General features: G+C 72.1%; 21 protein-coding genes. 12 read left to right on the forward strand and 9 right to left on the reverse strand.

Going from position 1 to position 24,347, the window contains the following annotated elements:
* Positions 1–165 precede the first annotated feature (165 nt).
* The 3 genes from KUM49_RS46515 to KUM49_RS46525 all read right to left on the reverse strand — a co-directional run bounded on the left by KUM49_RS46515 (position 166) and on the right by KUM49_RS46525 (position 3,326).
* Positions 166–1,764, reverse strand: coding sequence for a transporter (locus tag KUM49_RS46515; RefSeq protein ID WP_217243059.1), 1,599 nt, complete (start codon positions 1,762–1,764; stop codon positions 166–168).
* Positions 1,761–2,555 carry an ABC transporter ATP-binding protein gene (locus KUM49_RS46520; RefSeq protein WP_217243060.1) on the reverse strand — a complete coding sequence of 265 codons (795 nt, stop codon included), beginning with the start codon at positions 2,553–2,555 and terminating at the stop codon, positions 1,761–1,763. Before KUM49_RS46520 ends, KUM49_RS46515 begins: the two co-directional genes overlap by 4 nt.
* 108 nt (positions 2,556–2,663) lie before the next feature.
* Positions 2,664–3,326, reverse strand: a complete 663-nt coding sequence (locus KUM49_RS46525; protein ID WP_217243061.1) for a bifunctional DNA primase/polymerase — start codon at positions 3,324–3,326, stop codon at positions 2,664–2,666.
* A gap of 284 nt (positions 3,327–3,610) precedes the next feature.
* On the opposite strand from KUM49_RS46525, the gene KUM49_RS46530 reads away from it, so the two are divergent.
* Together KUM49_RS46530 and KUM49_RS46535 are read left to right on the forward strand one after the other, a co-directional pair.
* A complete protein-coding gene (locus KUM49_RS46530; protein ID WP_217243062.1) occupies positions 3,611–4,996 on the forward strand; it encodes a transcriptional regulator in 1,386 nt (461 codons plus the stop codon).
* A gap of 224 nt (positions 4,997–5,220) precedes the next feature.
* The gene (locus tag KUM49_RS46535) at positions 5,221–7,299 is read left to right on the forward strand and encodes a hypothetical protein (RefSeq protein WP_217243063.1); all 2,079 of its coding nucleotides are present in this window, start codon (positions 5,221–5,223) and stop codon (positions 7,297–7,299) included.
* A 44-nt stretch (positions 7,300–7,343) separates the two neighbouring features.
* On the opposite strand, the gene KUM49_RS46540 is transcribed toward KUM49_RS46535, so the two are convergent.
* Positions 7,344–8,651, reverse strand: a complete 1,308-nt coding sequence (locus KUM49_RS46540) for an ABC transporter substrate-binding protein (RefSeq protein ID WP_217243064.1) — start codon at positions 8,649–8,651, stop codon at positions 7,344–7,346.
* A gap of 117 nt (positions 8,652–8,768) precedes the next feature.
* Here KUM49_RS46540 and KUM49_RS46545 point away from each other — a divergent pair, with 117 nt between their 5' ends.
* The gene (locus KUM49_RS46545; RefSeq protein ID WP_217243065.1) at positions 8,769–9,269 is read left to right on the forward strand and encodes a hypothetical protein; all 501 of its coding nucleotides are present in this window, start codon (positions 8,769–8,771) and stop codon (positions 9,267–9,269) included.
* Between the two features lie 47 nt (positions 9,270–9,316).
* Positions 9,317–10,198 (forward strand): formyltetrahydrofolate deformylase, encoded by an 882-nt coding sequence (gene purU / locus KUM49_RS46550; protein WP_217243066.1) that lies wholly within the window; start codon positions 9,317–9,319, stop codon positions 10,196–10,198.
* A gap of 151 nt (positions 10,199–10,349) precedes the next feature.
* Here purU and KUM49_RS46555 read toward each other — a convergent pair whose 3' ends face one another.
* Positions 10,350–11,831, reverse strand: coding sequence for a zf-HC2 domain-containing protein (locus tag KUM49_RS46555; protein WP_217243067.1), 1,482 nt, complete (start codon positions 11,829–11,831; stop codon positions 10,350–10,352).
* Entirely contained in the window at positions 11,828–12,409 is a 582-nt protein-coding gene (locus tag KUM49_RS46560) for a sigma-70 family RNA polymerase sigma factor (RefSeq protein ID WP_217243068.1), read from the reverse strand. Before KUM49_RS46560 ends, KUM49_RS46555 begins: the two co-directional genes overlap by 4 nt.
* Positions 12,410–12,764: 355 nt before the next feature.
* Here KUM49_RS46560 and KUM49_RS46565 point away from each other — a divergent pair, with 355 nt between their 5' ends.
* Together KUM49_RS46565 and KUM49_RS46570 are read left to right on the forward strand one after the other, a co-directional pair.
* Complete coding sequence (locus KUM49_RS46565; RefSeq protein ID WP_217243069.1) at positions 12,765–13,145, forward strand: STAS domain-containing protein; 381 nt, start codon at positions 12,765–12,767, stop codon at positions 13,143–13,145.
* Between the two features lie 148 nt (positions 13,146–13,293).
* Complete coding sequence (locus KUM49_RS46570; protein WP_217243070.1) at positions 13,294–13,806, forward strand: EF-hand domain-containing protein; 513 nt, start codon at positions 13,294–13,296, stop codon at positions 13,804–13,806.
* Positions 13,807–13,814: 8 nt separating this feature from the next.
* Here KUM49_RS46570 and KUM49_RS46575 read toward each other — a convergent pair whose 3' ends face one another.
* A complete protein-coding gene (locus tag KUM49_RS46575; RefSeq protein WP_217243071.1) occupies positions 13,815–15,335 on the reverse strand; it encodes a class I adenylate-forming enzyme family protein in 1,521 nt (506 codons plus the stop codon).
* Between the two features lie 143 nt (positions 15,336–15,478).
* Here KUM49_RS46575 and KUM49_RS46580 point away from each other — a divergent pair, with 143 nt between their 5' ends.
* The 3 genes from KUM49_RS46580 to KUM49_RS46590 all read left to right on the forward strand — a co-directional run bounded on the left by KUM49_RS46580 (position 15,479) and on the right by KUM49_RS46590 (position 18,532).
* Positions 15,479–16,633, forward strand: coding sequence for an acyl-CoA dehydrogenase (locus tag KUM49_RS46580; protein WP_217243072.1), 1,155 nt, complete (start codon positions 15,479–15,481; stop codon positions 16,631–16,633).
* Position 16,634: 1 nt separating this feature from the next.
* On the forward strand, positions 16,635–17,552 hold the full coding sequence (locus KUM49_RS46585) for an acyl-CoA dehydrogenase family protein (RefSeq protein WP_217243073.1): 918 nt from the start codon (positions 16,635–16,637) through the stop codon (positions 17,550–17,552).
* A gap of 518 nt (positions 17,553–18,070) precedes the next feature.
* Complete coding sequence (locus KUM49_RS46590) at positions 18,071–18,532, forward strand: ATP-binding protein (protein ID WP_217243149.1); 462 nt, start codon at positions 18,071–18,073, stop codon at positions 18,530–18,532.
* Positions 18,533–18,970: 438 nt separating this feature from the next.
* On the opposite strand, the gene KUM49_RS46595 is transcribed toward KUM49_RS46590, so the two are convergent.
* Positions 18,971–19,906 carry a cyclase family protein gene (locus tag KUM49_RS46595; protein ID WP_217243074.1) on the reverse strand — a complete coding sequence of 312 codons (936 nt, stop codon included), beginning with the start codon at positions 19,904–19,906 and terminating at the stop codon, positions 18,971–18,973.
* An 83-nt stretch (positions 19,907–19,989) separates the two neighbouring features.
* Here KUM49_RS46595 and KUM49_RS46600 point away from each other — a divergent pair, with 83 nt between their 5' ends.
* The 3 genes from KUM49_RS46600 to KUM49_RS46610 all read left to right on the forward strand — a co-directional run bounded on the left by KUM49_RS46600 (position 19,990) and on the right by KUM49_RS46610 (position 23,251).
* Positions 19,990–20,907 carry an SDR family oxidoreductase gene (locus KUM49_RS46600; protein ID WP_217243075.1) on the forward strand — a complete coding sequence of 306 codons (918 nt, stop codon included), beginning with the start codon at positions 19,990–19,992 and terminating at the stop codon, positions 20,905–20,907.
* A 101-nt stretch (positions 20,908–21,008) separates the two neighbouring features.
* Positions 21,009–22,187, forward strand: a complete 1,179-nt coding sequence (locus tag KUM49_RS46605) for an acyl-CoA dehydrogenase family protein (protein WP_217243076.1) — start codon at positions 21,009–21,011, stop codon at positions 22,185–22,187.
* 14 nt (positions 22,188–22,201) lie between these two features.
* The gene (locus KUM49_RS46610; protein ID WP_217243077.1) at positions 22,202–23,251 is read left to right on the forward strand and encodes a Zn-dependent alcohol dehydrogenase; all 1,050 of its coding nucleotides are present in this window, start codon (positions 22,202–22,204) and stop codon (positions 23,249–23,251) included.
* 35 nt (positions 23,252–23,286) lie between these two features.
* On the opposite strand, the gene KUM49_RS46615 is transcribed toward KUM49_RS46610, so the two are convergent.
* On the reverse strand, positions 23,287–24,339 hold the full coding sequence (locus KUM49_RS46615) for a GlxA family transcriptional regulator (protein ID WP_217243078.1): 1,053 nt from the start codon (positions 24,337–24,339) through the stop codon (positions 23,287–23,289).
* Between the last annotated feature and the right edge of the window lie 8 nt (positions 24,340–24,347).

Here is a 24,347-nt window from a genome sequence, read left to right on the forward strand (position 1 = left end):
GCCAGTCTCTCGGGCGCGACAGCGCCGCCCGCTGCGAGGAGCTGGCGGCCGGCGGCCACGGGGGTGGGGGTTTGTGCGGTGTGCCGGGTGCGGGTGCCCGGTGGCTGGTCGCAGTTCCCCGCGCCCCTGGGGGCGCAGGTCCACGGGCCTACGGGCGCGCCCCGCTCACCCCTTGCTGACCGCCGTGAGGATCTCCGGCAGCTGCCGAGCCGTGCGCGGGGCCGCCAGCCGCAGACCCGCCACCGTGATCGCGGCCCCGTAGACCGTGCCCACCGGCAGCAGCAGCCAGCTCCACTCGTCGCCGCCCTCGCTGACGTTCAGCCAGATCGTCCCGGCGATGACGGGGGCGCAGAGCAGGGACGCCGAGACCATGCCGCCCAGGATGGCCATGAATGCGAGCCCGGACTGCCCGGGGGCCACGTTCTTGTAGCCCTCCTGCGGGATGGAGTACGGGAAGCGGGCGGAGGTCCACGCGCCGGTCGCCAGCATCGCGCCGAGCAGCGCGAAGGACAGCCCGAGCACCTCGGGCAGCTTCGGCCAGTCGTCGAGCAGGGCCGTCGTCAGGACGGTCACGAGGGTGGCGTACGGCAGGGTGATCACCAGCAGGGCGAGCGCGCGGGCGCGCAGTTCGACGTAGGCGTCCCGGGTCGAGGAGATCGTCAGCGCGACCATCCAGAACGCGGAGGTGTCCTGACCGAACTGGTTGTACATCTGCACGCCCAGCATCCCGGCGGCGAAGCAGGCGAAGTAGATCGAGCCGCTGCCCTGCAGGGCGTTGAACACCGGCACGATCAGACCGATGGCCAGCGAGGTCACCCAGGCCGCCTTGGTCTTGGGGTCGCGCCACACATAGCGCAGGCTGCGCTCCATGACCGTGCCGGTGCGGCCGGCGGGCAGCAGACGGGACAGGCCGGTCGAGGTCCGCTCGCGGGCCCCGGAGTCGGCGGACTGGAGCGTGGAGCCGTCCGGCGCGGTCATCAGCCGGGTCAGATGCCGCGACCAGACGGCGACCAGGGCCACCAGGGCGGCGGCGGTCAGGGCGAGCTGGAGGACGGCGACGCCGTACGACCCCTCGCTCGCGGAGTCCGCCGCTCCGATCGCCGACGCGGGCGGCACCCACTTCAGCACGTCGGCCGGCCCGTCCAGCTGGCCGAGACCACCGGAACCCAGCCGCTGCGCGCCGAAGTTGACGACCTGCGCCCCGACCGCGATGACCAGTCCGCTCAGCACCGCGAGATCCCGGCCCTTTCGGCTGGTCAGCAGCCGGAGGTTGGCCGCGGCGACGGCCCGCGCGAGCGCCACGCAGACCAGGAGCGCGAGGACGGCACCGACGACTCCGACGACGTACGCCACACCGCCGTGCGCGACCGACACGACGGAACCGGCCAGCATGCACAGCGTGAACAGCGGCCCGATGCCGACCAGCGAGGACACGAGCAGCGCCCGCACCAGCGGGCGGGGCCGCAGCGGCAGCATCACCAGGCGGGTGGGGTCCAGGGTCTCGTCGCCGCCGGGGAAGAACAGCGGCATCACGGCCCAGCCGGCCGCCAGCAGCGCGACGAGCAGCACCACCACGGACTCGGCGTGCGCGTGCCCGCGCAGCGCGATCAGGCCGATCAGCTGGGCCGCGGAGACGAGGAGGACGGCGACGACCGAGGCGACATAGGCGGCCCGCCGGCCACTGGACTGCCGGAGCCCGTTGCGCAGCAGGGACAGCTTCAGCCGTACGACGACAGGGGTGAGGGAGGTCGTCACGGTGCTCATCGGGCCGTCCCGCCGCCCAGCCAGTCGAGGTGGGAGCCGGTGTCGCGGCTGTTCGCGCCGACGAGTTCCAGGAAGGCCCGTTGCAGGGTCGGCGCGTCACCGCGGACCTCGGCGAGTGTTCCCTGGGCGCGGATGCGGCCCGCGGCCATCACCGCGACCCAGTCGCACAGCGACTCGACGAGCTCCATGACGTGGGAGGAGAAGACGACGGTGGCGCCGGAGGCGGTGTAGCGCTCCAGCACACCCCGGATGGTCTGCGCGGAGACCGGGTCGACGCCCTCGAACGGCTCGTCGAGGAACAGCACTTCGGGGTTGTGGAGGAGCGCGGCGGCGAGCCCGATCTTCTTGCGCATGCCGGTCGAGTAGTCGACGACGAGCTTGTGCTGCGCGCCGGCCAGGTCGAGGACGTCGAGGAGCTGGGTGACCCGCTTGTCGACCTCGGCGCCGGGCAGTCCGCGCAACCGCCCCGAGTAGGCGAGCAGTTCACGCCCCGACAGCCGCTCGAACAGCCGCAGTCCCTCCGGCAGCACCCCGATCCGCGCCTTCACCTCCACCGGATCCCGCCACACGTCGTGCCCGACGACCTCGACGGACCCGTGGTCGGGCCGGAGCAGTCCGGTGATCATGGAGAGCGTGGTGGTCTTCCCGGCCCCGTTTGGTCCCACGAGCCCGATGAACTTCCCGGCAGGCAGATCCAGATCGATCCCGGCCACGGCGACCTGTTGCCCGAACCGCTTCCAGAGCCCCCGCACCCGCACGGCCGCTGCACCCGTCACTGCTTCCGACGTCATGGATGCACCCTACGGCGGGACAACTTGGCCGACGGGCGCGGGACTGCGCCTGATGTGCGGCTCCGCCGCGTGGGCGCGACAAGCCACGGCACACCCGCGGCCGCGGAACTACCGGTCCCGCCCACACGCATAGGCGAGCGGCGAGATCAACTCCTCGGCGTCCGGCAGCCACCGATTCGCCGGCGTGGGGCGACAGGCCCACTGCACGGCCCCCCGGGACCCGAACCGGGTGGGCGGCCCGGCGACGTACTCGCCCTCACCCAGTGCGACGAGATCGAGCGACGACGGGGACCAGCCCAGCTTCCGCACCAGCTCCGGCACCTTCACCGAGGCCCCCGGCAGCACGAAGAACTGCATCCGCAGATCCGGCGTCAACGTCACGGGCCCCAGCGTCAACTCCATGCGCTCCATCCGCGCCAGCGCGAGGAACCCCGCCGTCTCCGGGACGGAGATCGCATCGAAGGTACGCCCCGTCGGCAGCAAGATGGACGCCGTCGGCTGTTTCTGCCACATCCGCCGGGCGACGGTCGCACTGCCGGTCGCCTGCGTCGCCCAGTCCTCGCGCGCCGGATGCGCGCCGGGTACGGCGCACGCGGCGTCGCCGCACGAGCAGCACTGCACCCCTTCGACGGCCTCCAGCCAGGTGCCGGGAAAGACGTCCCAGTGGCGCTCCTCGGCGTAGCGTACGGCTGTCTCCAGCAGCGATTCCCCGCGCTGCTTCGGAATCTGAACGGCTTCGGTGCCCGCGATCGTCTCTTCCACGCTGAACACAACTCCCGCGCTCACCTCGGGTTACGGGCGTAGCGCGCGCGGGGGAGGAGCATCGGTTCCGCATCTGGGGCGCATGGATGCATGTGCGGGGGCGCGCAGGAGGAAGCGAGGCGTGAGCTGGGTAGCCAGGTGTGGGGGCGGCATCCGCCTTTACCCCGGCAATCCTCGCATGCCTCGCATTTTCGCTCTCTCAGCGGGGCATTGATCTTCACGGCCGGAAATTTTCGGTGGAAGACACGTCAACTCGGTGCGTGGGCAGGCACCGCAGCCACAGGGGGTACGCCATGGCCGCAAGGCCTCTCGTCGCGCGGCAGCCGAACGAACGGTTGCAGGCGCTCATCCAGGAAGCAGGCTGCTCCAACGCGGGGCTCGCCCGCCGGGTCAACATGTGCGGCGCCGAACACGGTCTCGATCTGCGCTACGACAAGACGTCCGTGGCGCGCTGGCTGCGCGGACAGCAGCCACGCGGACGCGCCCCGGCGATCATCGCGGAGGCACTCGGCCGCAAACTCGGCCGTACGGTCACGATCGACGAGATCGGCATGGCCAACGGCAAGAACCTCGCCTCGGGTGTCGGCCTCCAGTTCTCGCCGACGGTGCTGGGAGCCATCGAGCAGGTGTGTGAGCTGTGGCGCAGCGACGTGGGCCGCCGGGACTTCCTGTCCGGTTCCTCCGTCGCCGCGTCCGCGCTGGTGGAGCCGAGCCGTGACTGGCTGATCTCCTCGCCGGACTCGCAGGTGGCGCGTTCGGCGGGGCCGCGGGTGGGGCCGTCCGACGTGGATGCGGTCCGCGCGATGACCCAGGCCCTGAGCGACCTGGACCACCAGTACGGCAGCGGGCATGTGCGCCCGGTCGTCGTGCACTACCTCAACAGCGTGGTGTCCGGACTGCTGGCCGGCTCCTACCGGGAGGCGGTCGGCCGCGACCTCTTCGCCGCGGTCGCCCGGCTGACCGAACTCGCGGGCTACATGGCCGTCGACACCGGCCAGCCGGGCCTCGCCCAGCGCTACTACATCCAGGCCCTGCGGCTCGCGCAGGCGGCGGGCGACCGTGGCTACGGCGGATACGTGCTCGCCGCCTCCATGAGCCACCTCGCCGCACAGCTCGGAAACCCGCGTGAGATCGCGCAGTTGGCGCGGGCGGCACAGGAGGGGGCGCGTGGGCACGTGACTCCGCGCGCGGAGGCGATGTTCTGCGCGGCAGAAGCGCGCGGGCACGCGTTGATGGGCGACGCGAGGGCGACCCAGGTGGCGTCCGGGCGCGCGGTGAGGGCGCTGGAGCAGGCGGACCCGTCCGCCGGGGACGACCCGGCGTGGATCGCGCACTTCGACGAGGCCTATCTCGCCGACGAGTTGGCGCACTGCCACCGGGACCTGGGACAGGCCGAGGCGGCGGCGCGGTGCGCGCGTGAGTCGCTGGCCGGGCACCCCGAGTCGCGGGCCCGCCGCAGGGCCATCGGCTACGTGCTGCTGGCCAGTGCGCAGGTGCAGCAGCGGGAGGTGGAACAGGCCTGCAACACCGGCATGAAAGCGGTGGAGTTGCTGGAGACGCTGCGCTCCAACCGGGGCGCCGAGTATCTCGACGACTTCCAGCAGCGGCTGGAGCCGTACCGGGACGAGTCGGTGGTAAGGGAGTTCGGGGCGCGGCTGGACCTTCAGGCCGCTGCGTGACAGCACCGGGTACCGGAGTGTGAACGGCAGGGAAACGAAGGCACCGGAGGCGAAAGGGGCCTTTATACAGCGGATGGGGGACCGGTTCTGTCACGGGACTCATGGTGATCTGTTATCGCCGTCACAGGGATGCAGGTCACGTCATGAGCTGCGTGGCACCCGGCTCAGGGAACCCGGTAGCGTGAGCCGACGATTCCGAAGGTCCCCCATTCGTAGGAGTCCCGGTGACGCAGAGTGGACAGGGCGAGGAGCCCTCGCCGCGTGAGGCGCGCGAAGGCATCGTGCTGCCCTCCGACGGCGGGGAACCCCTGCTGCCGGGAATGACGGGCGGATACGGCGGAAACGGCGGCTACGGCGGCCAGAACGGCTATGGCGGCCCGAACGCGTACGGCGGTCAGGGCGAACACGGCCGCCAGGACGCCCAAGGCCGGCAAGGCGAGTACGGCCGGCGAGATGAACACGGCGGCCAAGGTGAATACGGCGGCCCGGGTGCGTACGGCGGCCAAGGGGAGTACGGCGGCCAAGGTGAGTACGGCGGGCAGCCGACCGGCTCCGGTCGTCACGCGTCGACGCCCGGTTCGCCGTCCGGTCCACCGGCCGGTTCGCCGGCCGGTCCGGCCGGTGGTCAGGCCTGGGGCACGCCGTGGGGACCCGACCAGCACCAGGCCCCGGCCCCGCCGCCGGGTCAGGGCCGGCCGAGCACATCCGACCGGCCGTGGAGCTCACCCGACCAGTCCTGGGAGCCGGCGTCCGGCACCCTGCCGGCCGACGGATCACAGGCGTACGGCGCCGACACCTACGGCTCTCCCACGCCTCCCGCAGGCCAGTACGGCCCGCCGGGCGCCGACGCCTACGGCTCTCCTGACGCAGGGGCGTCTCAGCCGTCGGCTCAGCAGGCCGCGCAGGATGCCGCCCTGCCGCCGGCCAACACTTACGGCGCTTCCGGCGCCGGGGCGCCTCTCCCGACCGCTGCCGATCCGTACGGCTCTCCCGGCGGTGGTGCGCCCATGCCGCCCACAGGGCACGGAGTTCCGGACGCCGCTCCTCCGGCTCAGGGGCGCGGTGGCTCGCACGTCTCCCCTTCGCCTGTCGTGCACGGGGGCGGCGGGCATGCCGCCCCGCTGCCGCCCGCGGACGAGGGTGCCACCCAGTACCTCCCGCCCGTCGCGGCCGCGGAGGGCGGGGGCACGCAGTATCCGAAGCCCACGGCCGCGCAGGCCGCCGACGAGGGGGCGACGCAGTACATACCGCCGGTGGGCCCCGGGGCGTTGCCGCCCGAGGTGCACGCCGAGTCGCCCGGGGAGTCGACGCAGTTCCTGGGCCGTGCCCCGCAGGGCGGCGGCCACCGGGCCGGAGCGGGGCACCGGTCCACCGCCGGTCCGATGCCGTCCGCCGGTCCGATGCCGCCCGTGTCCGGCCCCGATGCCGAGGCCACGCAGTACATCGCGCCCGTGCCCGGGCAGACGGGCGGGGACCGGCAGCCGCCCGCCGAGTTCGACAACCTCTTCCGCACGGGTCCGGGCGGCGCGGCCCCGGGCGGCGCGGCCCCGGCCGGGGCGACCCAGCAGATGCCGCGCTTCCAGCAGCCGCCGGGTGCCCAGCCGCCGTACGGGCAGGCCGCGCGGCCGTCGTACGCCGGTCCGCCCGAGACCCCCACGTACGACGACGGCGGCCGTTCCGGCTCGCGGCTGCCGCTGATCGCCGCCGTCGGCATCGGCATCGTCGTCCTCGGTATCGGCGCGGGCGCGTTGCTCGCCGGTGGCGGGAGCGACGACAAGGGCGACAAGAAGCAGACCGTCTCGGCGACGGCTCCCGCGACCCAGGAGTCGGCCTCGCCGTCGGCCGACCCGGCCCGGGAGCAGGCCGTGGCGCTGGACAAGTTGCTGGCGGACAGCGGTGACAGCCGCACGGCGGTGATCAACGCGGTGTCCAACGTGAAGTCCTGCAAGAACCTCGGCCAGGCGGCCAAGGACCTGCGGGACGCGGCACAGCAGCGCACCGACCTGGTCACCCGGCTCTCCGGGCTCACGGTCGACAAGCTGCCCGACAACGCGGCGCTGACCGACGCTCTCACCAAGGCGTGGAAGGCGTCCGCGTCGGCAGACAACCACTACGCGGCGTGGGCCGACCAGGCGGCCGGCAAGAAGGGCTGCAGGAAGGGGCAGGCGCGCATCACCGCCCAGACCCAGGCCGGCAACCGGGCGAGCGGCACCGCCAGCACCGAGAAGACCCGGGCGGCCCGGCTGTGGAACACGATCGCGAAGCAGTACGGCCTGACGGAGCGCCAGCCGACCCAGCTGTGAACCGGGCCCGCGGCTGAGGGGCTACGGCCCCTCAGCCGGCTCACTCAGCTCAGCTTGGCGTCCTTCAGCGTGGCCGTCACGTCCGTGAAGCCCTTCTTCGCCGACACCAGCCGCCCGGACCGTACGACCTGCAGGGTCACCTCGGTGTTGACCAGGCGCGGGAAGCCGACGGACGCGAGCCGGGCCTGGAACTCCCAGCGCAGGCTCGGCGTCAGCCCGTCCGTGTCGACCTCGAGCCCGTTGTCCAGGGCCCTGCGCACGGAGTCGGCGCTCACCTCGCCGTCGCCGAGCGACTCGACGGCCGCCTTGAGCACCGTGTAGGCGATCCAGGTGGTCTGCACACCGGCGTCCGCGGGGTCGATCCGGTTGTCGCCGAAGGCCTTCTCGCTGATGACCTTCTTCATCGCGTCCCAGCGGGCGTCGGTCTCCACCGGGTACCAGCCGGTGATGTACGACCCCTCGTACGGCCCGGACTGCCCGCCGGAGGCGTCGATCACCGTCTGGTCGACGCTGCCGAGGACGGTGCCGGTGCGCACCTGCGGGTAGTCCTCGCGGGCGCGGCGGAAGGAGTCCATGAAGGTTCCGGTGCGGTCGCCGATCGCGGGGACCACGCACCCCTTCTTCGCCGTGTCGGTGGTGGAGCTCTGCAGGGCCCGTTCCGACTGCTCCGAGTACTGGGTGGCGTCCTCCGGCGCCCGCAGGTCCTCGGCGGCCGGGTGCCCGCCCGCCGTCAGGCCGGAGTCGAGCAGGACCGGCAGTTCGTCGCCGGCGATGGTGTCGGGCCGGACGAAGGTCACGGGCCCGCAGCTCGGGGCAAGCGCCTTGCCGAGGCCGGCCAGGAGGGTGGGCGCGCCGCCGTTCACGGGGTAGGAGAGGGGGCTGGTGAACTCGTCGGTGGTGACGCCGTAGCCGCCGATGTAGGGGATGCCCGCGCCTTCCAGGGGCGGGAAGAAGGAGTCGCTGTGCTGGCTGTACGAGCCGACCACGGCGACGACCTCCTCCTTGACCGCGCGCCGGGCGCACCTCGCCGCGGCCACGCTGTCGTTGCGGTCGTTGCAGGTCAGGACCGTGATCTTGCGGCCGTTGATGCCGCCCTGATCGTTGATCCAGCGGGCGTAGGCCTGTGCGAAGGCGGGCATGCCGGGCTTGTTGGTCGCGTCGGTTTCCTGCGGGGCCCAGGTCATGACCTTGATCGGGTCGACCCCGGAGCCCCCCGTGGCACCGGGGACGACCCCGCAACCGGCCGTCAGCGACGCGCAGGCCACCAGCGCCCCCACGGCCAGGGCGGTGGCTCTGCCGGGCCGGGTGGACATGGGGAGGAGGGTGCTGCTGATGCGTCGCCTGCCTGTCATGGGCACACACGATTCCGTCACATCACTAACCTGAGAGTGACCCTTGGTTAGGGAAGGGTGACGTACGGGTGAACAGCGGGGGCAGGTGAGGTCCCTGAGGAGCGGAACGTACGATCGATGACCGTGCAAGGTTCGGAGAACTCTTCCCGTCGCGGCCGTCGCTCGTCCACCATGGGCGACATGCCTCAGAACGACATGCCCTGGTGGCGCTGGCGCACCAATGTGCGCTCCGCGCTGCACATGCTCTCCGATCCGGCGTTCCAGCAGAACGTCTGGCTGGCCGGTGTCGAGGGGTACGGGGACGTCACCGACGCCGTGTACCGCCTGGTCGAGGACACCTGGCTGGACAACTGGTCCGCCGAGAAGTACGTCGGCACGATCTTCCGGGACTCCCAGGAGGCGGCCCTCGTCGACACCGCCGTCCTGCGGGTGCTGCGGATCATGCACCAGGTCGGGCCGGACGCCCCGGTCTCCGTCTACGTCGACCACGAGGGCTGGCCGGACGCGGTACGGGCGGCGCGTGACGCGCACGTACGGATGGCGGCGGCCGACGGCGAGGACCCGGACGCGCCGCCGCGCACGCTCGAGGTGCTGCGGATCCTGACGCGGTCTGCGTAGCGAGACGCCGGGACGGTCCCGGAGCCGGATATGGGACCCTGTGCTGCATGAACGCGCAGTCCAGCCAAGCCGCCGCTCCCGCCGACCAGTACGTCCTCACCCTCTCCTGCCCTGACAAGAAGGGCATCGTGCACGCCGTGTCGAGCTACCTCTTCATGACCGGGTGCAACATCGAGGACAGCCAGCAGTTCGGTGACCACGACACGGGACTGTTCTTCATGCGGGTCCACTTCTCGGCGGAGGCGCCGGTGACCCTGGACAAGCTGCGGGCCAGTTTCGCGGCGATCGGTGACGCCTTCCACATGGACTGGCAGCTCCACCGGGCCGACGACACGATGCGCATCGTGCTGATGGTCAGCAAGTTCGGCCACTGTCTGAACGACCTGCTCTTCCGCTGCCGGATCGGCGCCCTTCCGGTGGAGATCGCCGCCGTGGTGTCCAACCACACGGACTTCGCAGAGCTCGTGGGGTCGTACGACATCCCCTTCCACCACATTCCGGTGACCAAGGACACGAAGGCGCAGGCCGAGGCGCGGCTGCTGGAGATCGTGCGCGAGGAGAACGTCGAGCTGGTCGTCCTCGCCCGCTACATGCAGGTCATCTCCGACGACCTGTGCAAGCAGCTCAACGGCCGGATCATCAACATCCACCACTCCTTCCTGCCGAGCTTCAAGGGCGCGAAGCCGTACCACCAGGCGCACGCGCGTGGTGTGAAGCTGATCGGCGCCACCGCGCACTACGTGACCGCCGACCTCGACGAGGGGCCGATCATCGAGCAGGAGGTCGAGCGCGTCGGCCACGGCGTGACGCCGGACCAGCTCGTCGCGATCGGGCGGGACGTGGAGTGCCAGGCGCTGGCGCGGGCGGTGAAGTGGCACGCAGAGCACAGGATTCTGCTCAACGGCCGCCGGACGGTCGTGTTCGCCTAGCAGCTCGGGAGGTTCTGTTTCGGGGGCGGGTGCGGGGGCGGGTGCGGGTGCGGGTGCGTGGGGGCTGGTCGCCGGCCTTCAAGGGGCGCGGGACAGCTGCGCGACCAGCAACGGACCTCGCTGTAGCCGCCGACGAACCGGCAACCCGCCCCTACATCCGGCTCAAACTCGCCGCCGCGAACAGGACGTCCCTGATCGCCTCCCGGTCACCCAGCTGCCCCGCTGCGGCCTCCGCAGGAGAGACGTGGCCCGCCGCGAGTCGGCAGAACTCCACGCCGTCCAGGGCGACGTGGGCGACCTCGTGCTCGGCGGAGCCCACCGCGCCGGGGGAGTCCAGGGGGATCAGCCACTCGCCGCCGCCGTGTCCCTCGATCTCCAGGCGCAGGCTGCGGCCCGGCTCGCCGACCGGTACCAGGTGCCGGCCCGCGGCGGGTGCGGCCAGCCCGGTCCGGCGGCGTACGGCCAGCACGGTGGGCAGCATGCGGGCCGCGAGGTCGATCATGCGGTTGAGGTGGCGCGGGGACGGCGGGCCGTACGGGTAGTCCACCGCCTCGGCGATGTCCTCCGCGTGCACCCAGCACTCGAAGGCGCGGTCCAGCATCGCGTCGTGCAGCGGCAGTTCGAAGGCGCCGTACGGGACGGCCAGCCTGCCGCCGCCTGTGTCCCCTCCGGTGAAGGACACCGTGCGCACCAGGTCGTGGCTCTGCGCCCGCCAGGGCATCCGCACCGACCGGGTCGGCGGGAAGTGCGAGGCCCGCCAGTACGCCTCGGTCCGCGCGGCCGGTGTCGGCGCGTCCGCGGTGATGTCGCCCAGCGGGTCGTCGAGGCCGAGGGCGAGCGCGACCAGCCCGTCGACGGTGAGCAGGTGGGCGATGACCCCGGCGACGGTGGTACGACGGCTCGTCGCCTCGTCGGCCTCGAACCAGCGCAGCCGCACGGGCGCGTGCCACTCGGCGTCGCCTATGTCCTGGAGCAGGGCGTCCAGGCGGGCCGTCTCGGCGTCGTACGGCGTCGCCCAGACGGGCACCGGGATGCGCGGCGGGCGCCGGTCGAGGCAGCCGTCCAGGACGCGGGTGCGCAGGCCGGGGTCGAGGTCGAGGCTCTCGGGGCGCTGCAGCAGGCCGACCGCCTCCCGGAGGCGCAGGGCCTCGTCCGCGCAGCTTCCGCAGTCGCCGAGGTGTTCCTCGACGGCCATGGTCTCCTCCGGCGAGCAGGCGGCCAGCGCCCACGCTCCGAGGAGCGCCTTGAGGACGTGGTGCTCCAGGACGAGCGGCGGGGCGGGCGCCGGTTCCGCCGGCGCGGGCAGCGGCCGGTCGCCGTCCTCGACGGAGGCGCGGGGCATGGGTATGCGGGGCGCCCGGCCGGGGCCGGGGGCGCCGCCGGGAGCGGGGCGAGCGCCGGAGTCGTCGCCGGGCCCTGCCGGCCCGCCGTGTCCGCCCGGGTCGCCTGCCTGGTCGGGTCCCTGGCCGACGCCCTTGTCGTCGGGCTTGCCGTCGGACGGGTCGCCCGGCTTGTCGCCCGGCTTGTCGTCGTCGGGCTTGCGGGAGCCGTCGTCGCCTTCCCGGCCTTCCTGCCCTGCCTCTCCCTCGTCGTCGTGCTCCTCGTGGGCCTCGAACCGGTCCGTTCCGCTCATGCCGCACCCCCGTATCCGGGGGGTGCCCCGGGTGCTCCGGCGTCGTGGGCGGTGGACAGCAGTTGCAGGCCGAGGCGGAGCCGGCGGCGGGCCTCGTCCTCGGTGACGCCGAGGTCGGCGGCGGTCTGGCGGTAGTCGCGGCGCTGGAAGTAGGCCAGCTCCAGGGCGGCGCGCAGGGGCGCGGGCATGGACTGGACGATGTAGTCGGCGCGGGCGGCGACCGAGGCGTGGCGGACCTTGCGCTCCAGGTCCTCGGCGGTGCCGTGGCCCTCCCGGGTCAGGGCGGCGGTCTCGGTGGCCCGCAGCCGCTGCACGGCGAGGCGGTGGGTCAGGGTGGCCACCCAGGTGCGCAGGGGGCCCTGCTTGGGGTCGTAGGCGTCGGGGTGCTCCCAGACGTGGGTGAAGACCTCGCGGGTGATGCCGTCGGCGGCGCGTTCGTCGCCGAGCACGCGGTGGGCGAGGCCGTGCACGAGGGAGGCGAAGCGGTCGTAGAGCTCGCCGAGGGCGGCCGCCTCACCGCGTGCGAGCCGCTGCTGCATCTTGCGGTCCCAGCGGGGCGGTGCGTCCTTCTTCGCCATACGGCCCCCTCGGTCTGCCTGTGTCCCGGCTTGTGTCTGTGTCAAGCCTGCGCCCACCGTCTCCTCGAATGTAGTCGGCACCTCCGGCCGTGCACGCCCCTTTGTGCCAATGCGCGCCCCCGGTGGTCGCCAAGTGGTAGTGGACCTTTGCGGTGAGCTCTTGCGGGGACCTTGGCGGCACCTACCCCCGCATCGGCCGATCAGACCTGATCGAACAGGATCGAATACGACGGAAACAAGCCTCTTTCGCCTTCTTCCCGTTTCTAGGCCCGTGTTTCAGGGAACGGCCGCTGGGCAGCCGCGCTGCAAGGAAGCGTAGGGGCAGCTTCCGTTTGCTTTCCGGCGAGCGAAGGGCATGGTGGTGGCGTTCAATGTGACCGGAGGTGGGCACGGCGAGTGGGCCGTGCTCCAAGTGACAGGCGAGCTGGACCTGGTGACGTCGCCCGTGCTGCGCCAGCGGGTGCACGACGCGGTCGCGGAGGGCCGCCACAGCGTCGTCCTCGACCTCTCCGAGGTCTTCTTCTGCGACTCCAGCGGCGTCGGCGTCCTCATCGCCTCGCGCCGCCTCATCCGCTCCTGCCAGGGGCAGCTCCGCCTGATCCTCCCGGCCCGGGGCGCGGAGGACGGCTCCCACGTCAACAGAGTCCTGGGCGCACTCGGCGTCCGTCGGCTGTTCGACGTCCACCCGGACCTCGACTCGGCCGTGAGCACGGAGGCCGACCCGCTCTCGGCGTGACGCCGATTCGTACGGCTGTGCCACACCGTTGTCCCAGAATTCCCCCGGTCTTGGCACAAGGGTCGCTTTCCCGCGCCCGGAGGGCCTTCCACGTCGTACGCTCCGTGCCAGATGCACCCACACGTCACGTAAGGCGGCACGAAAAGACATGGTCAGCAGCGAGTACGAGCGCAGGATCGCCGCCCGGTTCGCCACCTTCGACCAGGACGGCAACGGCTACATCGACCGCGGCGACTTCAACGTGGCGGCCAAGGCGCTGCTCACGGAGTTCGGCACGGCGGCCCGCTCCGACAAGGGACAGGCCCTGTACCTCGGTGCCGAGGCGTTCTGGCAGGGCATGGCCGGCATAGCGGACCGGGACGGTGACCAGCGCATCACCCGCGAGGAGTTCGTGGGCGGTGCGGTCAAGCGCCTGCGCGACAACCCCGAGGGTTTCGCCGAGATCGCCCGCCCCTTCCTGCACGCGGCGCTCGCCGTCGCCGACCCGGACGGGGACGGCGCGGCCACCGTCGAGGACACCGCGCGCGTGCTCAGGATCCTGGGCGTCCCGCAGGACATCGCCGAGACCGCCGCGAGGGCACTCGACGCGGACGGCGACGGCAAGGTCGTCGAGAGCGAGATCGTGACCGCCTTCGCGCGGTACTTCACCGTCCCGGAGTGACAGCGCCCTCACGTCCCGGGTGGGCCTGAAAAACGCTCCCGGAGTTTGTACTTGAGCACCTTCCGCAGGGTCTCGCCCCGCGGAAGGGCGTCCACCACCTCCAGCCGCTCCGGCAGCTTGTGCGTCGACAGCCCTTCCGCGCGCAGATACGAGGTCACCGCGTCCAGGGTCAGCTCCCCGGCCGCCGAAGGCCGCTGCGCCGCCTCGACCACGGCGCAGACCAGCTCCCCGCGCTCCGCGTCCGGCAGGCCGATCACGGCCACGTCCCCGACGCCCGGATGCCGGTGCAGCAGGTCCTCGATCTCCTGCGCCGAGATGTTCTCGCCCTTGCGGATGATGACGTCCTTGAGCCGCCCGGTGAGGACCAGATGGCCGGTGTCCGTCAGGCGTCCGAGGTCCCCGGTGCGCAGGAACCCCTCCTCGTCGAAGGCCTCGGCGGTCTGGGAGGGATCCAGGTACCCCCGGCACACGGCCTCCCCGCGCAACCGCACCTCCCCGTCCACGATCCGTATCTCCATGCCCTCGGGCGGCCGTCCCTCCGTCGTCGCCAGCATCTCCGGGGTGTCGTCCGGCGCGCCCATCGTGATCATCGGCACCTCGGTCATGCCGTACCCGTGGGTCAGCTGCACCCCCATCTCCCGTACGACGGCGTGGTACACCTCCGGCGGCTTGGGCGCCCCGCCGCCCGCGAGCAGCCGCAGGGAGGGAAGGGCGGGGGTGCCAGGCTGTTTCCGCTGCTCGGTCAGGAACATCGAGTAGAACGCCGTCGACCCGCCCGCCATCGTCACCCCGTGCCTGCGGTACCCCTCCAGCGCGTCCGGCAGCGCGAACTGCTCGAAGAGCACCGCCGGGAAGCCGTACAGCAGCAGCATCACCATGTAGTCCGGGCCGCCGATATGGGCGTAGGGGAAGGCGATCGAGCCGACGTCGGAGGCAGTGGGACGGAGCGCGTGGGCGAGGCAGGAGCCGCCCGCGAGCAGTGAACGGTCGGTGTGCAGTACGCCCTTGGGGGACGAGGTGGTGCCCGAGGTCCAGTAGATCCAGCGGACCGAGGTGCCCTCGGCGGGCGGCGGGGGCAGCGCGGACGGGTCGCCGTCGGGCAGGCGGTCGTACGCCTCGATGATCCCCTTCGCGCCGAGCCGCCGCGCCATCTCCGTGTGGTCGAAGCCGCGCCACTCGCCCGGCACCGCGAAGTACTCGGCCTTCGACTCCCGCAGCGCGAAGGCGACCTCGCGGTCCCGGTAGAACGGGATCACCGGGCTCTGTACGGCGCCCAGGCGGGCCAGCGCGAAGGACAGCACGGCCGTCTCGATGCGGGTGGGCAACTGCCAGGCGACGACCGTGCCGGGGCGTACGCCGAGGTCGTACAGGCCCGCCGCGACCCGCTCGGACCGGTTGCGCAGCTCTCCGAAGCTCAGCGCTCGCTCCTCCTGGAGGAGGACCGGGCGGTCGGGGGTGAGGTCGGCGCGGCGGCTGACCAGGTCCCAGAGGGTGCGGGACGCGCCGAGCGCGTGGGCGGTGTCGTTCACAACGGCCCCCTGTAAAGCTGACGGACAGTCAGATGGTGCGCAGAGCGTAGGGCTCGATGCCTTGTCGGTCCAGAGGTGCGGGGCTAGCCTTCCCGGGAGCCATATCTGATGAACCGTCAGATTCCGTTCCCGGGAGGCCGCTGGTGGATCTCGCCCACTCGCCCGAAGAGGAGGAGTTCCGGGCGCGGCTGAAGGAGTGGCTGGCGAAGGTGCTGCCCACCCTGCCGCCGAAGCCGTCGCCGGACGACTGGCCCGGCCGCCGTGCCTACGACCTCGGCTGGCAGCGCATGCTCCACGACGCCGGATACGCCGGACTGCACTGGCCCGTCGACGCGGGCGGACAGGGTGCCACCCCGACCCAGCACCTGATCTTCCTGGAAGAGACCGAGAAGGCCGGCGCGCCCTACGTGGGCGCCAACTTCGTCGGCCTGTTGCACGCGGGGCCGACGATCGCCGCCGAGGGAACGCCCGGGCAGCGGGCACGCTGGCTGCCGCCCGTGCTGCGGGGCGAGGAGGTCTGGTGCCAGGGCTTCAGCGAACCGGACGCCGGCAGCGACCTCGCGGCGCTGCGCACGCGCGCGTGCCGGGACGGCGACGACTACGTGGTGACCGGTTCCAAGATCTGGACCTCGCACGCCGAAGTCGCCGACTGGTGCGAACTGTTGGTGCGGACCGACCCCCACGCGCCGAAGCACCGGGGCATCACCTGGCTCGCCCTGCCGATGGACGCCCCGGGGGTCACCGTTCGGCCGTTGCGGACGCTCGCCGGGTCGGCCGAGTTCGCCGAGGTGTTCCTCGACGAGGTGCGGGTGCCGGTGGCGAACCGGGTCGGCGACGAGAACGACGGCTGGCGCGTGACCATGGTGACGCTGTCCTTCGAACGCGGCACCGCCTTCGTGGGTGAGGTCGTGGCATGCCGGCGCGTGCTCCGCGAAATCGCCCGTACGGCACGCGCGAACGGGCGCTGGGACGATCCCGCCCTCCGGCGACGGCTGGGCCGGCTGGAGGCCGAGTTCCGCGCCCTGTGGCGGCTGACGCAGTGGAACGTGAGCGAGGCCGAGGCGAGCGGCGGCGTACCGGGCGTGGGGGGCTCGGTCTTCAAGCTGCGGTACTCGCAGGTCCGGCAGCGGCTCTACGACGCCGCCGCCGACATCCTGGGCCCCGACTGCCTCGACCTCGACCGGCCGTGGGTGCTCGACCGGCTGTCGTCGCTGTCGTACACCATCGCCGCCGGGACCTCGCAGATCCAGCGGAACATCGTGGCCGAGCGGATCCTCGGACTGCCGAAGGGGCGATGACGTGCGTTTCCGGCTGACGGACGACCAGCGAGCCCTGCGGGACGGCGTACGGCAGCTGCTCGCACGCCGTTTCGACCGCGAGGCGCTGTGGGCGGCCGTGGCGGCGCCGGGGCTGGACCGCGCGCTGTGGCGGGAGCTCGGCGCGGCCGGGTTCTTCGCGCTGCGGCTGCCGGAGGCGGACGGCGGGGTCGGACTAGGGCTGCCCGAGGCGGTGTTGGCCTTCCAGGAGGCGGGGCGGGTGCTGCTGCCCGGGCCGCTGGTGGCCACGCATCTCGCGGCGGGCAGCGTGCCGGGTGCGGCGACGGGGGAGGTGGTCGTGGCCGCCGTCGACGGGGGGCTGGTGGAGTGGCTGGCGGAGGCGGACGTCGTACGGGGAGAGGCGTCCGGGGCCGTACCCGTGCGGTCGGTCGATCCGCTGACGCCGCTGCACCGGGTGGCCGCCGAGGGCTCCCCGGCCCCTGTCGACACCGGGCGCGCCGGGGGCCCTCTCCCCGCCATGGGCTCCCCGGATCCCGTCGCCGTCCTCCTCACCGCCGCCGAGCAGCTCGGCACCGCCACGCGCGCGTGCGAGCTGGCCGCGCAACACGCCCGGACGCGTGAGCAGTTCGGGCAGCCGATCGGGGCCTTCCAGGCGGTCAAGCACCTGTGCGCCGAGATGCTGGTGCGGGCGGAGGTGGCCCGGGCGGCGGTGTACGCGGCGGCCGTCACCGCCGACCCGGTGGACATCGCGGCGGCCCGGCTGCTCGCCGACGAGGCCGCCGTGCTCGGCACCCGGGACTGTCTCCAGGTGCACGGCGGGATGGGGTTCACCTGGGAGAGCGAGGTGCACCTGCATCTGAAACGGGCCTGGGTGCGGGCGCAACGTGGCGGGGCGAACACGGAGAGTGAGGACGTGCTCGCGGCCGATCTGCCGACCTGAGCGGCGGAGAAGCGGAGTGGACTGGAGCGTCGCCGAGGTGGCCGGGACGGATGTCGCGGATTGTGGCATACCGGAATCACAGAGCGTTGATATCGGGTTGTGTCCTAGGTGTGACTCGTCACGTCCCGGAGTCGGTCGGTCGCTCCGGTACCTTGTGTGGGATGCGAATGGTTCCGAGCACGAGCCATGCCGGTGCCGCCTTCGAGGCGGCTCCGGATCCGGCGGTGCGCGCCGCTGTTCGCAGGGCAGGAAGGCCGTCGGCCCCTGCTTGTTCGACTTCCCTCGACGAGCGTCGCACAGTATGGCGCACGGGTACTCCTTCGCGCTGGAATATGCCCGAAGCGCTTGTTGGGGTGACTGTACGTCAACCATGCTGTCTCATAAGGGATTCACGTTCCGTGACCCCGGCTTTGGCCATTGTTCTGGCCATGCAAAAAATGGCTACGATCGTGGCCCTCGTGAGGCGCGAGGCTATGTGTCCGCCGGTTCGGATGGTGTGAGCGGTGCAGGTGCTTCAAGTGCAGCTGGAGATCCGGCCCGACCCCTCTGAGGTCGGGCGAGCCCGGAGGTGGGCCCGCTCACGCCTCGCCGGGTCCGGCATAGGGGACGACGAGCCGCTCGCGGAGATCCTGATCCTGCTCGTCTCCGAACTGGTCACCAACGCCGTGGTGCACACCGGCTGTCCGGCCGTGCTGCGGCTCTCCCTGCCGCTGCTGGAGGCCGAGCCGGCCACCGTGCGCCTCGAGGTGGCCGACCGCAGCGAGCGTGCCCCGGTGCCGCGGTGCGCGGACGGTGAGGAGACCGGCGGCCGCGGTCTCGCCCTCGTCGACGGGCTCGCCGACCGCTGGGGCTGGAGCCCCGAAGGCGCCGGCAAGCGCATCTGGTGCGAACTGGACCGGTGCGGAGCGCCCCGTCAGGGGACGGCGACCTACGGGGGCGGCGCTTCGGCGTATGAGGGGCTGGCGTTCGAGGCCGTGTGACCGGCGCACGGTGGACGACGGACGCTGAACGACGGGCGACGGGCGACGGGCGACGGGCGACGGGCCGAAGCCTCGTCGCGTGTGGGCGACTTGGTGCACGGTGGCAGAAAGCGCTGTCGTCCTTGATCTGCGGTGAATCTGTGCGCCGGGACGTGCTTCCGTGCGCGCCCATGACAAGCAGGACGTAAGCGATAAATCCCCGAACAGGTGTTGACGCCACGTGACCGTTTGATCACGCTTGTGTTCAGCGATTCGCCGTGAGGGGACGCCGAGGGTTCCGGTGACGGGAGCCCTCGACGAGTGCGGGTCGTGATTCGGCGTCGGTTCTTTCAGGGCCAGGAGGGACCGGTGGGGAGAGTGCGCCGGAGTCGGTCGGCGGCGCGCGATGCCGTGCTCGGGGCGGGCAGTTGCGCGCCGCCGACCGACGGCCCACGGGACTCAGAGGATGGCGACGGGTGCCACGGGGGTACCCGTGGCGCCGACGAAGGGTTCGGGCATCGCCGACAGCAGGAACGTGTAACGGTCCGCTTGTCCACAGGCTGTGGACAACTTTTCGAGATTCCAGTTCTGGCCCTGCAGCATGCCCATCTCCACGAGGTCGAGCGCGTGTACGGGCAGCCACAGATCCTCGACCTCCGGCGGGAAGATCTCGAAGGTCAGGGTGTCGTTCGCGACCGCCGCGACATCGCGCGCGTGGAACCACTCGGGGGTGCGGATCGACAGGCCGGGTGACGGATGGCCGTACGCCTGCTTGTCGCCCGCCAGATACACCTGGATCTGCCCCGTCCGTACGAGCACGACGTCACCGGCACGCACGCGCGTACCGGCGAGTTCCTCGGCGGCCTCCAGGTCCTCGGGGGTGACGGCGTGCGCGCCGTCGAGCCGCGCCACGCCACGCGCGCGTGCCACGTCGAGCAGCACCCCGCGCGAGACGATGTGCCGTGCCTTGTCGATGCTGCTGAACTCGGCGCCGCCGTGCGGGGTGATGGTGCCGGCCGGGCGGCCGTTGTAGAGCCGCCCCGAGTGTGAGACGTGGGTCAGCGCGTCCCAGTGAGTGGCGGCCTGCAGGCCCATCGTCACGGCGTCGTCGCTGCACGCCACCGTGCCCGGGCCGAAGATCTCCTGGTTGATCTGCACCATGGTGTGCAGCGGGTTGACCCGGCCCGGCATCAGCCCGGTCTGGACGCCGTCCTGTTGGAGAGGGAGCGCGAGAGGGACCCGGAGACCGCTCCGTACGCAGGTCGCGGCCTCGCGGACGACCTCGTCGGTGATCAGGTTGAGGGTGCCGATCTCGTCGTCGTCCCCCCAGCGGCCCCAGTTGTTCACGCGCTTGGCGATGTCGTGAAACGCCGGATGGAGTGCGGGCATGGACATCTCTGCTCCCGGGGGCTTGTCTCCACGCATCTGACGGGCCATAGAATCTAACGGTCCGTCAGAAACCGCGGGAAGGGGCCGGCATGGGGAACTTCTTGGCAGGCAAGGTGATCGCCGTGACGGGCGCCGGGCGGGGCATCGGCCGGGCGGTCGCCCTGGGCGCGGCGGCCGAGGGGGCGCGGGTCGTCGTCAACGACTACGGCGTCTCCATGGACGGCGGCTCGCCGACCAGTGAGATCGCCGAGTCCGTCGTCAAGGAGGTGACGGCGGCGGGCGGCGAAGCGGTCGCCGTGGCCGACGACATCTCGACGATGGCGGGCGGGCAGCGGGTCGTCGATGCGGCACTGACCTCGTACGGGCGCCTCGACGGGGTCGTGTGCGTCGCCGGGATCCTGCGCGAGCGGATGCTGTTCAACATGTCCGAGGACGAGTGGGATCCGGTGATCGCCACACACCTCAAGGGCACGTTCACGGTGTTCCGGGCGGCTTCGGCGGTCATGCGGCAACAGCGCGCGGGAACCTTGATCGGCTTCACCAGCGGCAACCACCAGGGCTCGGTGTCGCAGGCCAACTACAGCGCGGCGAAGGGCGGGGTCATCTCGCTGGTGCGGAGCGCCGCACTCGGCCTGCACAAGTACGGGGTGACCGCCAACGCGGTGGCGCCCGTGGCCCGTACCCGGATGTCGGCGAACGTGCCCATGGAACTCACCGAGATCGGTGAGCCCGAGGACGTGGCCGCCCTCGTGGTCTACCTGCTGTCGGATCGCGCGAGGGAGCAGGGGATCACGGGGCAGGTGTACACGATCGCCGGGCCGAAGATCGCGGTGTGGGCTCAGCCCCGGGAGCTGCGGTCCGCGTATGCGGAGGGCGCGGGGTGGACGCCGGAGCGGATCGCCCAGTTCCTGCCGGGGTCGGTGGGGGTGGATCCGATGCCGATGCTTTCGCAGGTGGCGGGGATGGAACTCGCCGCTGCGCGGCGTGACAGGCCGAACGCCCGGTAGTTCGGGCGGTGCTGGCGAAGGGCGGCTACGGGTTGTCTGTGGCGGGTCGCGCGGTTCCCCGCGCCCCTGGTCATCGCGTCCCACGTGGAGAGGAGACCCCGATGGACTTCGGATTGGCCGCTGAGGACGAGGCGTTCCGAGGGGAGGCCAGGGAGTGGCTGGCGACACACGCCGACAGCTCCCTCGACCGCCGCACCTGGGAGCGGACCCTCGGCAAAGCGGGCTGGATCGGGCTCGGGTGGGCCGAGGGCGGGTACGGCAACCGGACAGTCGGGCTTACCCGGCAGGTTGTCTGGGCCGAGGAGTACGCGCGCTCGGCCGCGCCGCCACGCTCCGGTCACATCGGCGAGAACCTGCTAGGCCCCACCCTTCTCGCGCACGGCACCGAGGAGCAGCGATCCCGGTTCCTGCCCCCGATCGCGGCCGGGGAGGAACTCTGGTGCCAGGGGTACAGCGAGCCCGGCGCGGGGTCGGATCTGGCCGGGGTGCGGACCAAGGCCGAACGGAGCGCGGACGGGACGTACCGCGTCACCGGCCAGAAGATCTGGACGTCCCTCGCGCACGAGGCGGACTGGTGCTTCGTCCTCGCCCGCACGGAACCGGGACGTGACCGGGTTCCCCCGGCCCCGGCGGGAGGTTCGCGACGTCACCACGGGCTCACCTTCCTGCTCGTTCCCATGGACCAGCCCGGCCGGATCGAAGTGCGGCCCATTCGGCAGCTGACGGGCACGAGCGACTTCAACGAGGTCTTCTTCGACGGGGCACGCGCGCGCGTGGAGCACGTCGTCGGAGGTGAGGGCGGCGGCTGGCGGGTCGCGATGAGCCTGCTCGGGTTCGAGCGGGGAGTCTCGACGCTGGCCCAGCAGATCGGTTTCGCCCAGGAGTTGGGGCGGGTCGTACGGACCGCCGTCGAGTCCGGCGCGGTGGACGACCCCGTCGTACGGGAACGGCTCGTGCGGCAGTGGGCCGAGCTGCGCGTGATGCGCTGGAACGCCCTGCGCACGCTGGGGAGTTCGGGTGACGCGGGCGCGCCCAGTGTGGCCAAGCTGCTGTGGGGCGGCTGGCATCAGCGGCTCGGGGAGCTGGCGATGCTGGTGCGGGGCGCGGCGGGGACGGTCGGACCGGCCCCGTGGTCGGCTTCGGCGCCGTACGAACTCGACGCACTGCAGAACCTGTTCCTGTTCTCCCGGGCCGACACGATCTACGGCGGCTCCGACCAGATCCAGCGCACGATCATCGCCGAGCGCGTGCTCGGTCTGCCGAGAGAACCCAAGGGCTGACAGGGGGCTGCGTGATGCGAGGCGTGGTGTTCGACGGAACGCGGATCGAGGTCGTGGACGATCTCGACGTACGGGATCCGGGGCCCGGGGAGGTGCTGGTCGCGATCTCGGCGGCGGGGTTGTGCCACAGCGATCTGTCCGTGGCGGACGGGACCATACCCTTCCCCGTTCCCGTGGTGCTCGGCCATGAGGGGGCGGGGGTGGTGGAGGCCGTCGGGGCCGGTGTCACGCATGTGGCCCCCGGGGATCACGTGGCCCTGTCGACCCTCGCCAACTGCGGCGCGTGCGCGGAGTGCGACCGGGGACGGCCGACGATGTGCCGGCAGGCCATCGGGCGGCCGGGACGGCCGTTCACGCGGGGCGGGCGGCCGGTGTTCCAGTTCGCGTCCAACTCCGCCTTCGCGGAACGGACCCTCGTGAAGGCCGTGCAGGCAGTGCGTATCCCGAAGGACATCCCGTCGACGTCCGCGGCACTCATCGGGTGCGGAGTGCTGACCGGCGTGGGCGCCGTGCTCAACCGGGCCGAGGTGGACCGCGGGGACAGCGTGCTGGTGATCGGCACGGGCGGCATCGGGCTGAACGTCCTTCAGGGCGCGCGGATCGCGGGCGCGCTGCGGATCGTCGCCGTCGACACGAACCCGGCCAAGGAGGCGGTGGCGCGGCGGTTCGGCGCCACCCACTTCCTGACCTCGACGGACGGGGTCCGGGACATCCTGCCGACGGGGGCGGACCACGCCTTCGAGTGCGTCGGCCGCGTCGAGCTGATCCGGCAGGCGATCGACCTGTTGGACCGCCATGGCCAGGCGGTGCTGCTCGGCGTCCCCCCGGCCACGGCCGAGGCGTCCTTCCTCGTCTCGTCCATGTACCTGGACAAGTCGATCCTGGGCTGCCGGTACGGATCCTCGCGACCGCAGCGGGACATCGCGCTGTACGCCGAGCTCTACCGGGAAGGACGGCTGCTCCTCGACGAGCTGGTGACCGAGACGTACCCGGTGGAGGACTTCGAGAAGGCGGTGGCGGACGCGGAGGCGGGGAGGGTGGCTCGGGGGGTGCTGACGTTCTGAGCCCCTGGTGGGGCGAGGTGCGCCGCTCCGGCCGTTCACCGGAGGGTGGCGGCACCGCCGTAGCCCTCGGGTTCGCCGATGCCGGTTCCGGCGGTTCCGGCCCGGAAGGTGCGGCGATAGGCGGTGGGGCTGACGCCCAGGGCGGCCTGTAGGTGCTGTCGCATCGACTGGGCGGTGCCGAAGCCCGCGTCCCGGGCCACCTGGTCGACGGACAGGTCGGTGGACTCCAGCAGGTGCCGGGCCCGTTCCACGCGCTGCTGGGCGAGCCACTGGCCGGGGCTGACGCCGACCTCCTCGCGGAAGCGGCGCGTGAAGGTGCGCACCGACATGGCCTCCTGCTCGGCCATGTCCCGCAGCTGGATCGGCTCGTGGAGGCGGCCCAGCGCCCACGCGCGGGCGGCGGTCGTGGTCGCGAGCTGCGGGTCGGGCACGGGGCGTTGGATGAACTGCGCCTGTCCGCCGTCGCGGTGCGGCGGTACGACCATCCGGCGGGCCACGTTGTTGGCGATCGCCGTGCCGTGGTCGCGGCGCACCATGTGCAGGCACAGGTCGATGCCGGCGGCGACGCCCGCCGAGGTCAGGATGTCGCCGTCGTCGATGAACAGGACGTCCGCGTCGAGCCTGATCCGCGGGAAGAGGCGCTGCAGGCGCTCGGCGTCCGCCCAGTGCGTGGTGGCGGGGCGGCCGTCGAGGAGGCCGGCGGCGGCCAGGACGTAGACGCCGGTGCAGATGGAGGCGAGACGGGTGCCGGGGCGGATGTGGGCGAGCGCGGCGGCCAGTTCGTCGGTCAGCACGCCCTGCTCGAAGACCGGGCCGAGTTCGTACGAAGCCGGGATGATCACGGTGTCGGCGGTGGCCAGGGCTTCCGGGCCGTGGGCGACCTCGATGGCGAAGTCGGCGTCGGTCTCGACCGGGCCCGGCGGGCGGATCGAGCAGGTGATCACCTCGTACAGGTGCCGGCGCTCGGCGTCCCTGGGGCGGCCGAAGATGCGGTGCGGGATACCCAGCTCGAAGGGGAGCAGACCGTCGAGGGCGAGGACGACGACGCGGTGCGGACGGAAGCCCGGGGAGCCTGTGGCCGTTTCCATGGCCTGAT

This window comes from Streptomyces sp. AC555_RSS877 (genome assembly GCF_019049245.1).
GTDB lineage: Bacteria > Actinomycetota > Actinomycetes > Streptomycetales > Streptomycetaceae > Streptomyces.

Excerpts from the sequence above, each read along its gene's own strand:
- KUM49_RS46515 (WP_217243059.1), bottom strand. The coding sequence starts at position 1,764 with ATGAGCACCGTGACGACCTCCCTCACCCCTGTCGTCGTACGGCTGAAG.
- KUM49_RS46520 (WP_217243060.1), bottom strand. The coding sequence starts at position 2,555 with ATGACGTCGGAAGCAGTGACGGGTGCAGCGGCCGTGCGGGTGCGGGGG.
- KUM49_RS46530 (WP_217243062.1), top strand. The coding sequence starts at position 3,611 with ATGGCCGCAAGGCCTCTCGTCGCGCGGCAGCCGAACGAACGGTTGCAG.
- KUM49_RS46540 (WP_217243064.1), bottom strand. The coding sequence starts at position 8,651 with ATGACAGGCAGGCGACGCATCAGCAGCACCCTCCTCCCCATGTCCACC.
- KUM49_RS46545 (WP_217243065.1), top strand. The coding sequence starts at position 8,769 with ATGACCGTGCAAGGTTCGGAGAACTCTTCCCGTCGCGGCCGTCGCTCG.
- purU (WP_217243066.1), top strand. The coding sequence starts at position 9,317 with ATGAACGCGCAGTCCAGCCAAGCCGCCGCTCCCGCCGACCAGTACGTC.
- KUM49_RS46555 (WP_217243067.1), bottom strand. The coding sequence starts at position 11,831 with ATGAGCGGAACGGACCGGTTCGAGGCCCACGAGGAGCACGACGACGAG.
- KUM49_RS46560 (WP_217243068.1), bottom strand. The coding sequence starts at position 12,409 with ATGGCGAAGAAGGACGCACCGCCCCGCTGGGACCGCAAGATGCAGCAG.
- KUM49_RS46565 (WP_217243069.1), top strand. The coding sequence starts at position 12,765 with ATGGTGGTGGCGTTCAATGTGACCGGAGGTGGGCACGGCGAGTGGGCC.
- KUM49_RS46570 (WP_217243070.1), top strand. The coding sequence starts at position 13,294 with ATGGTCAGCAGCGAGTACGAGCGCAGGATCGCCGCCCGGTTCGCCACC.
- KUM49_RS46595 (WP_217243074.1), bottom strand. The coding sequence starts at position 19,906 with ATGTCCATGCCCGCACTCCATCCGGCGTTTCACGACATCGCCAAGCGC.
- KUM49_RS46600 (WP_217243075.1), top strand. The coding sequence starts at position 19,990 with ATGGGGAACTTCTTGGCAGGCAAGGTGATCGCCGTGACGGGCGCCGGG.
- KUM49_RS46605 (WP_217243076.1), top strand. The coding sequence starts at position 21,009 with ATGGACTTCGGATTGGCCGCTGAGGACGAGGCGTTCCGAGGGGAGGCC.
- KUM49_RS46610 (WP_217243077.1), top strand. The coding sequence starts at position 22,202 with ATGCGAGGCGTGGTGTTCGACGGAACGCGGATCGAGGTCGTGGACGAT.
- KUM49_RS46615 (WP_217243078.1), bottom strand. The coding sequence starts at position 24,339 with ATGGAAACGGCCACAGGCTCCCCGGGCTTCCGTCCGCACCGCGTCGTC.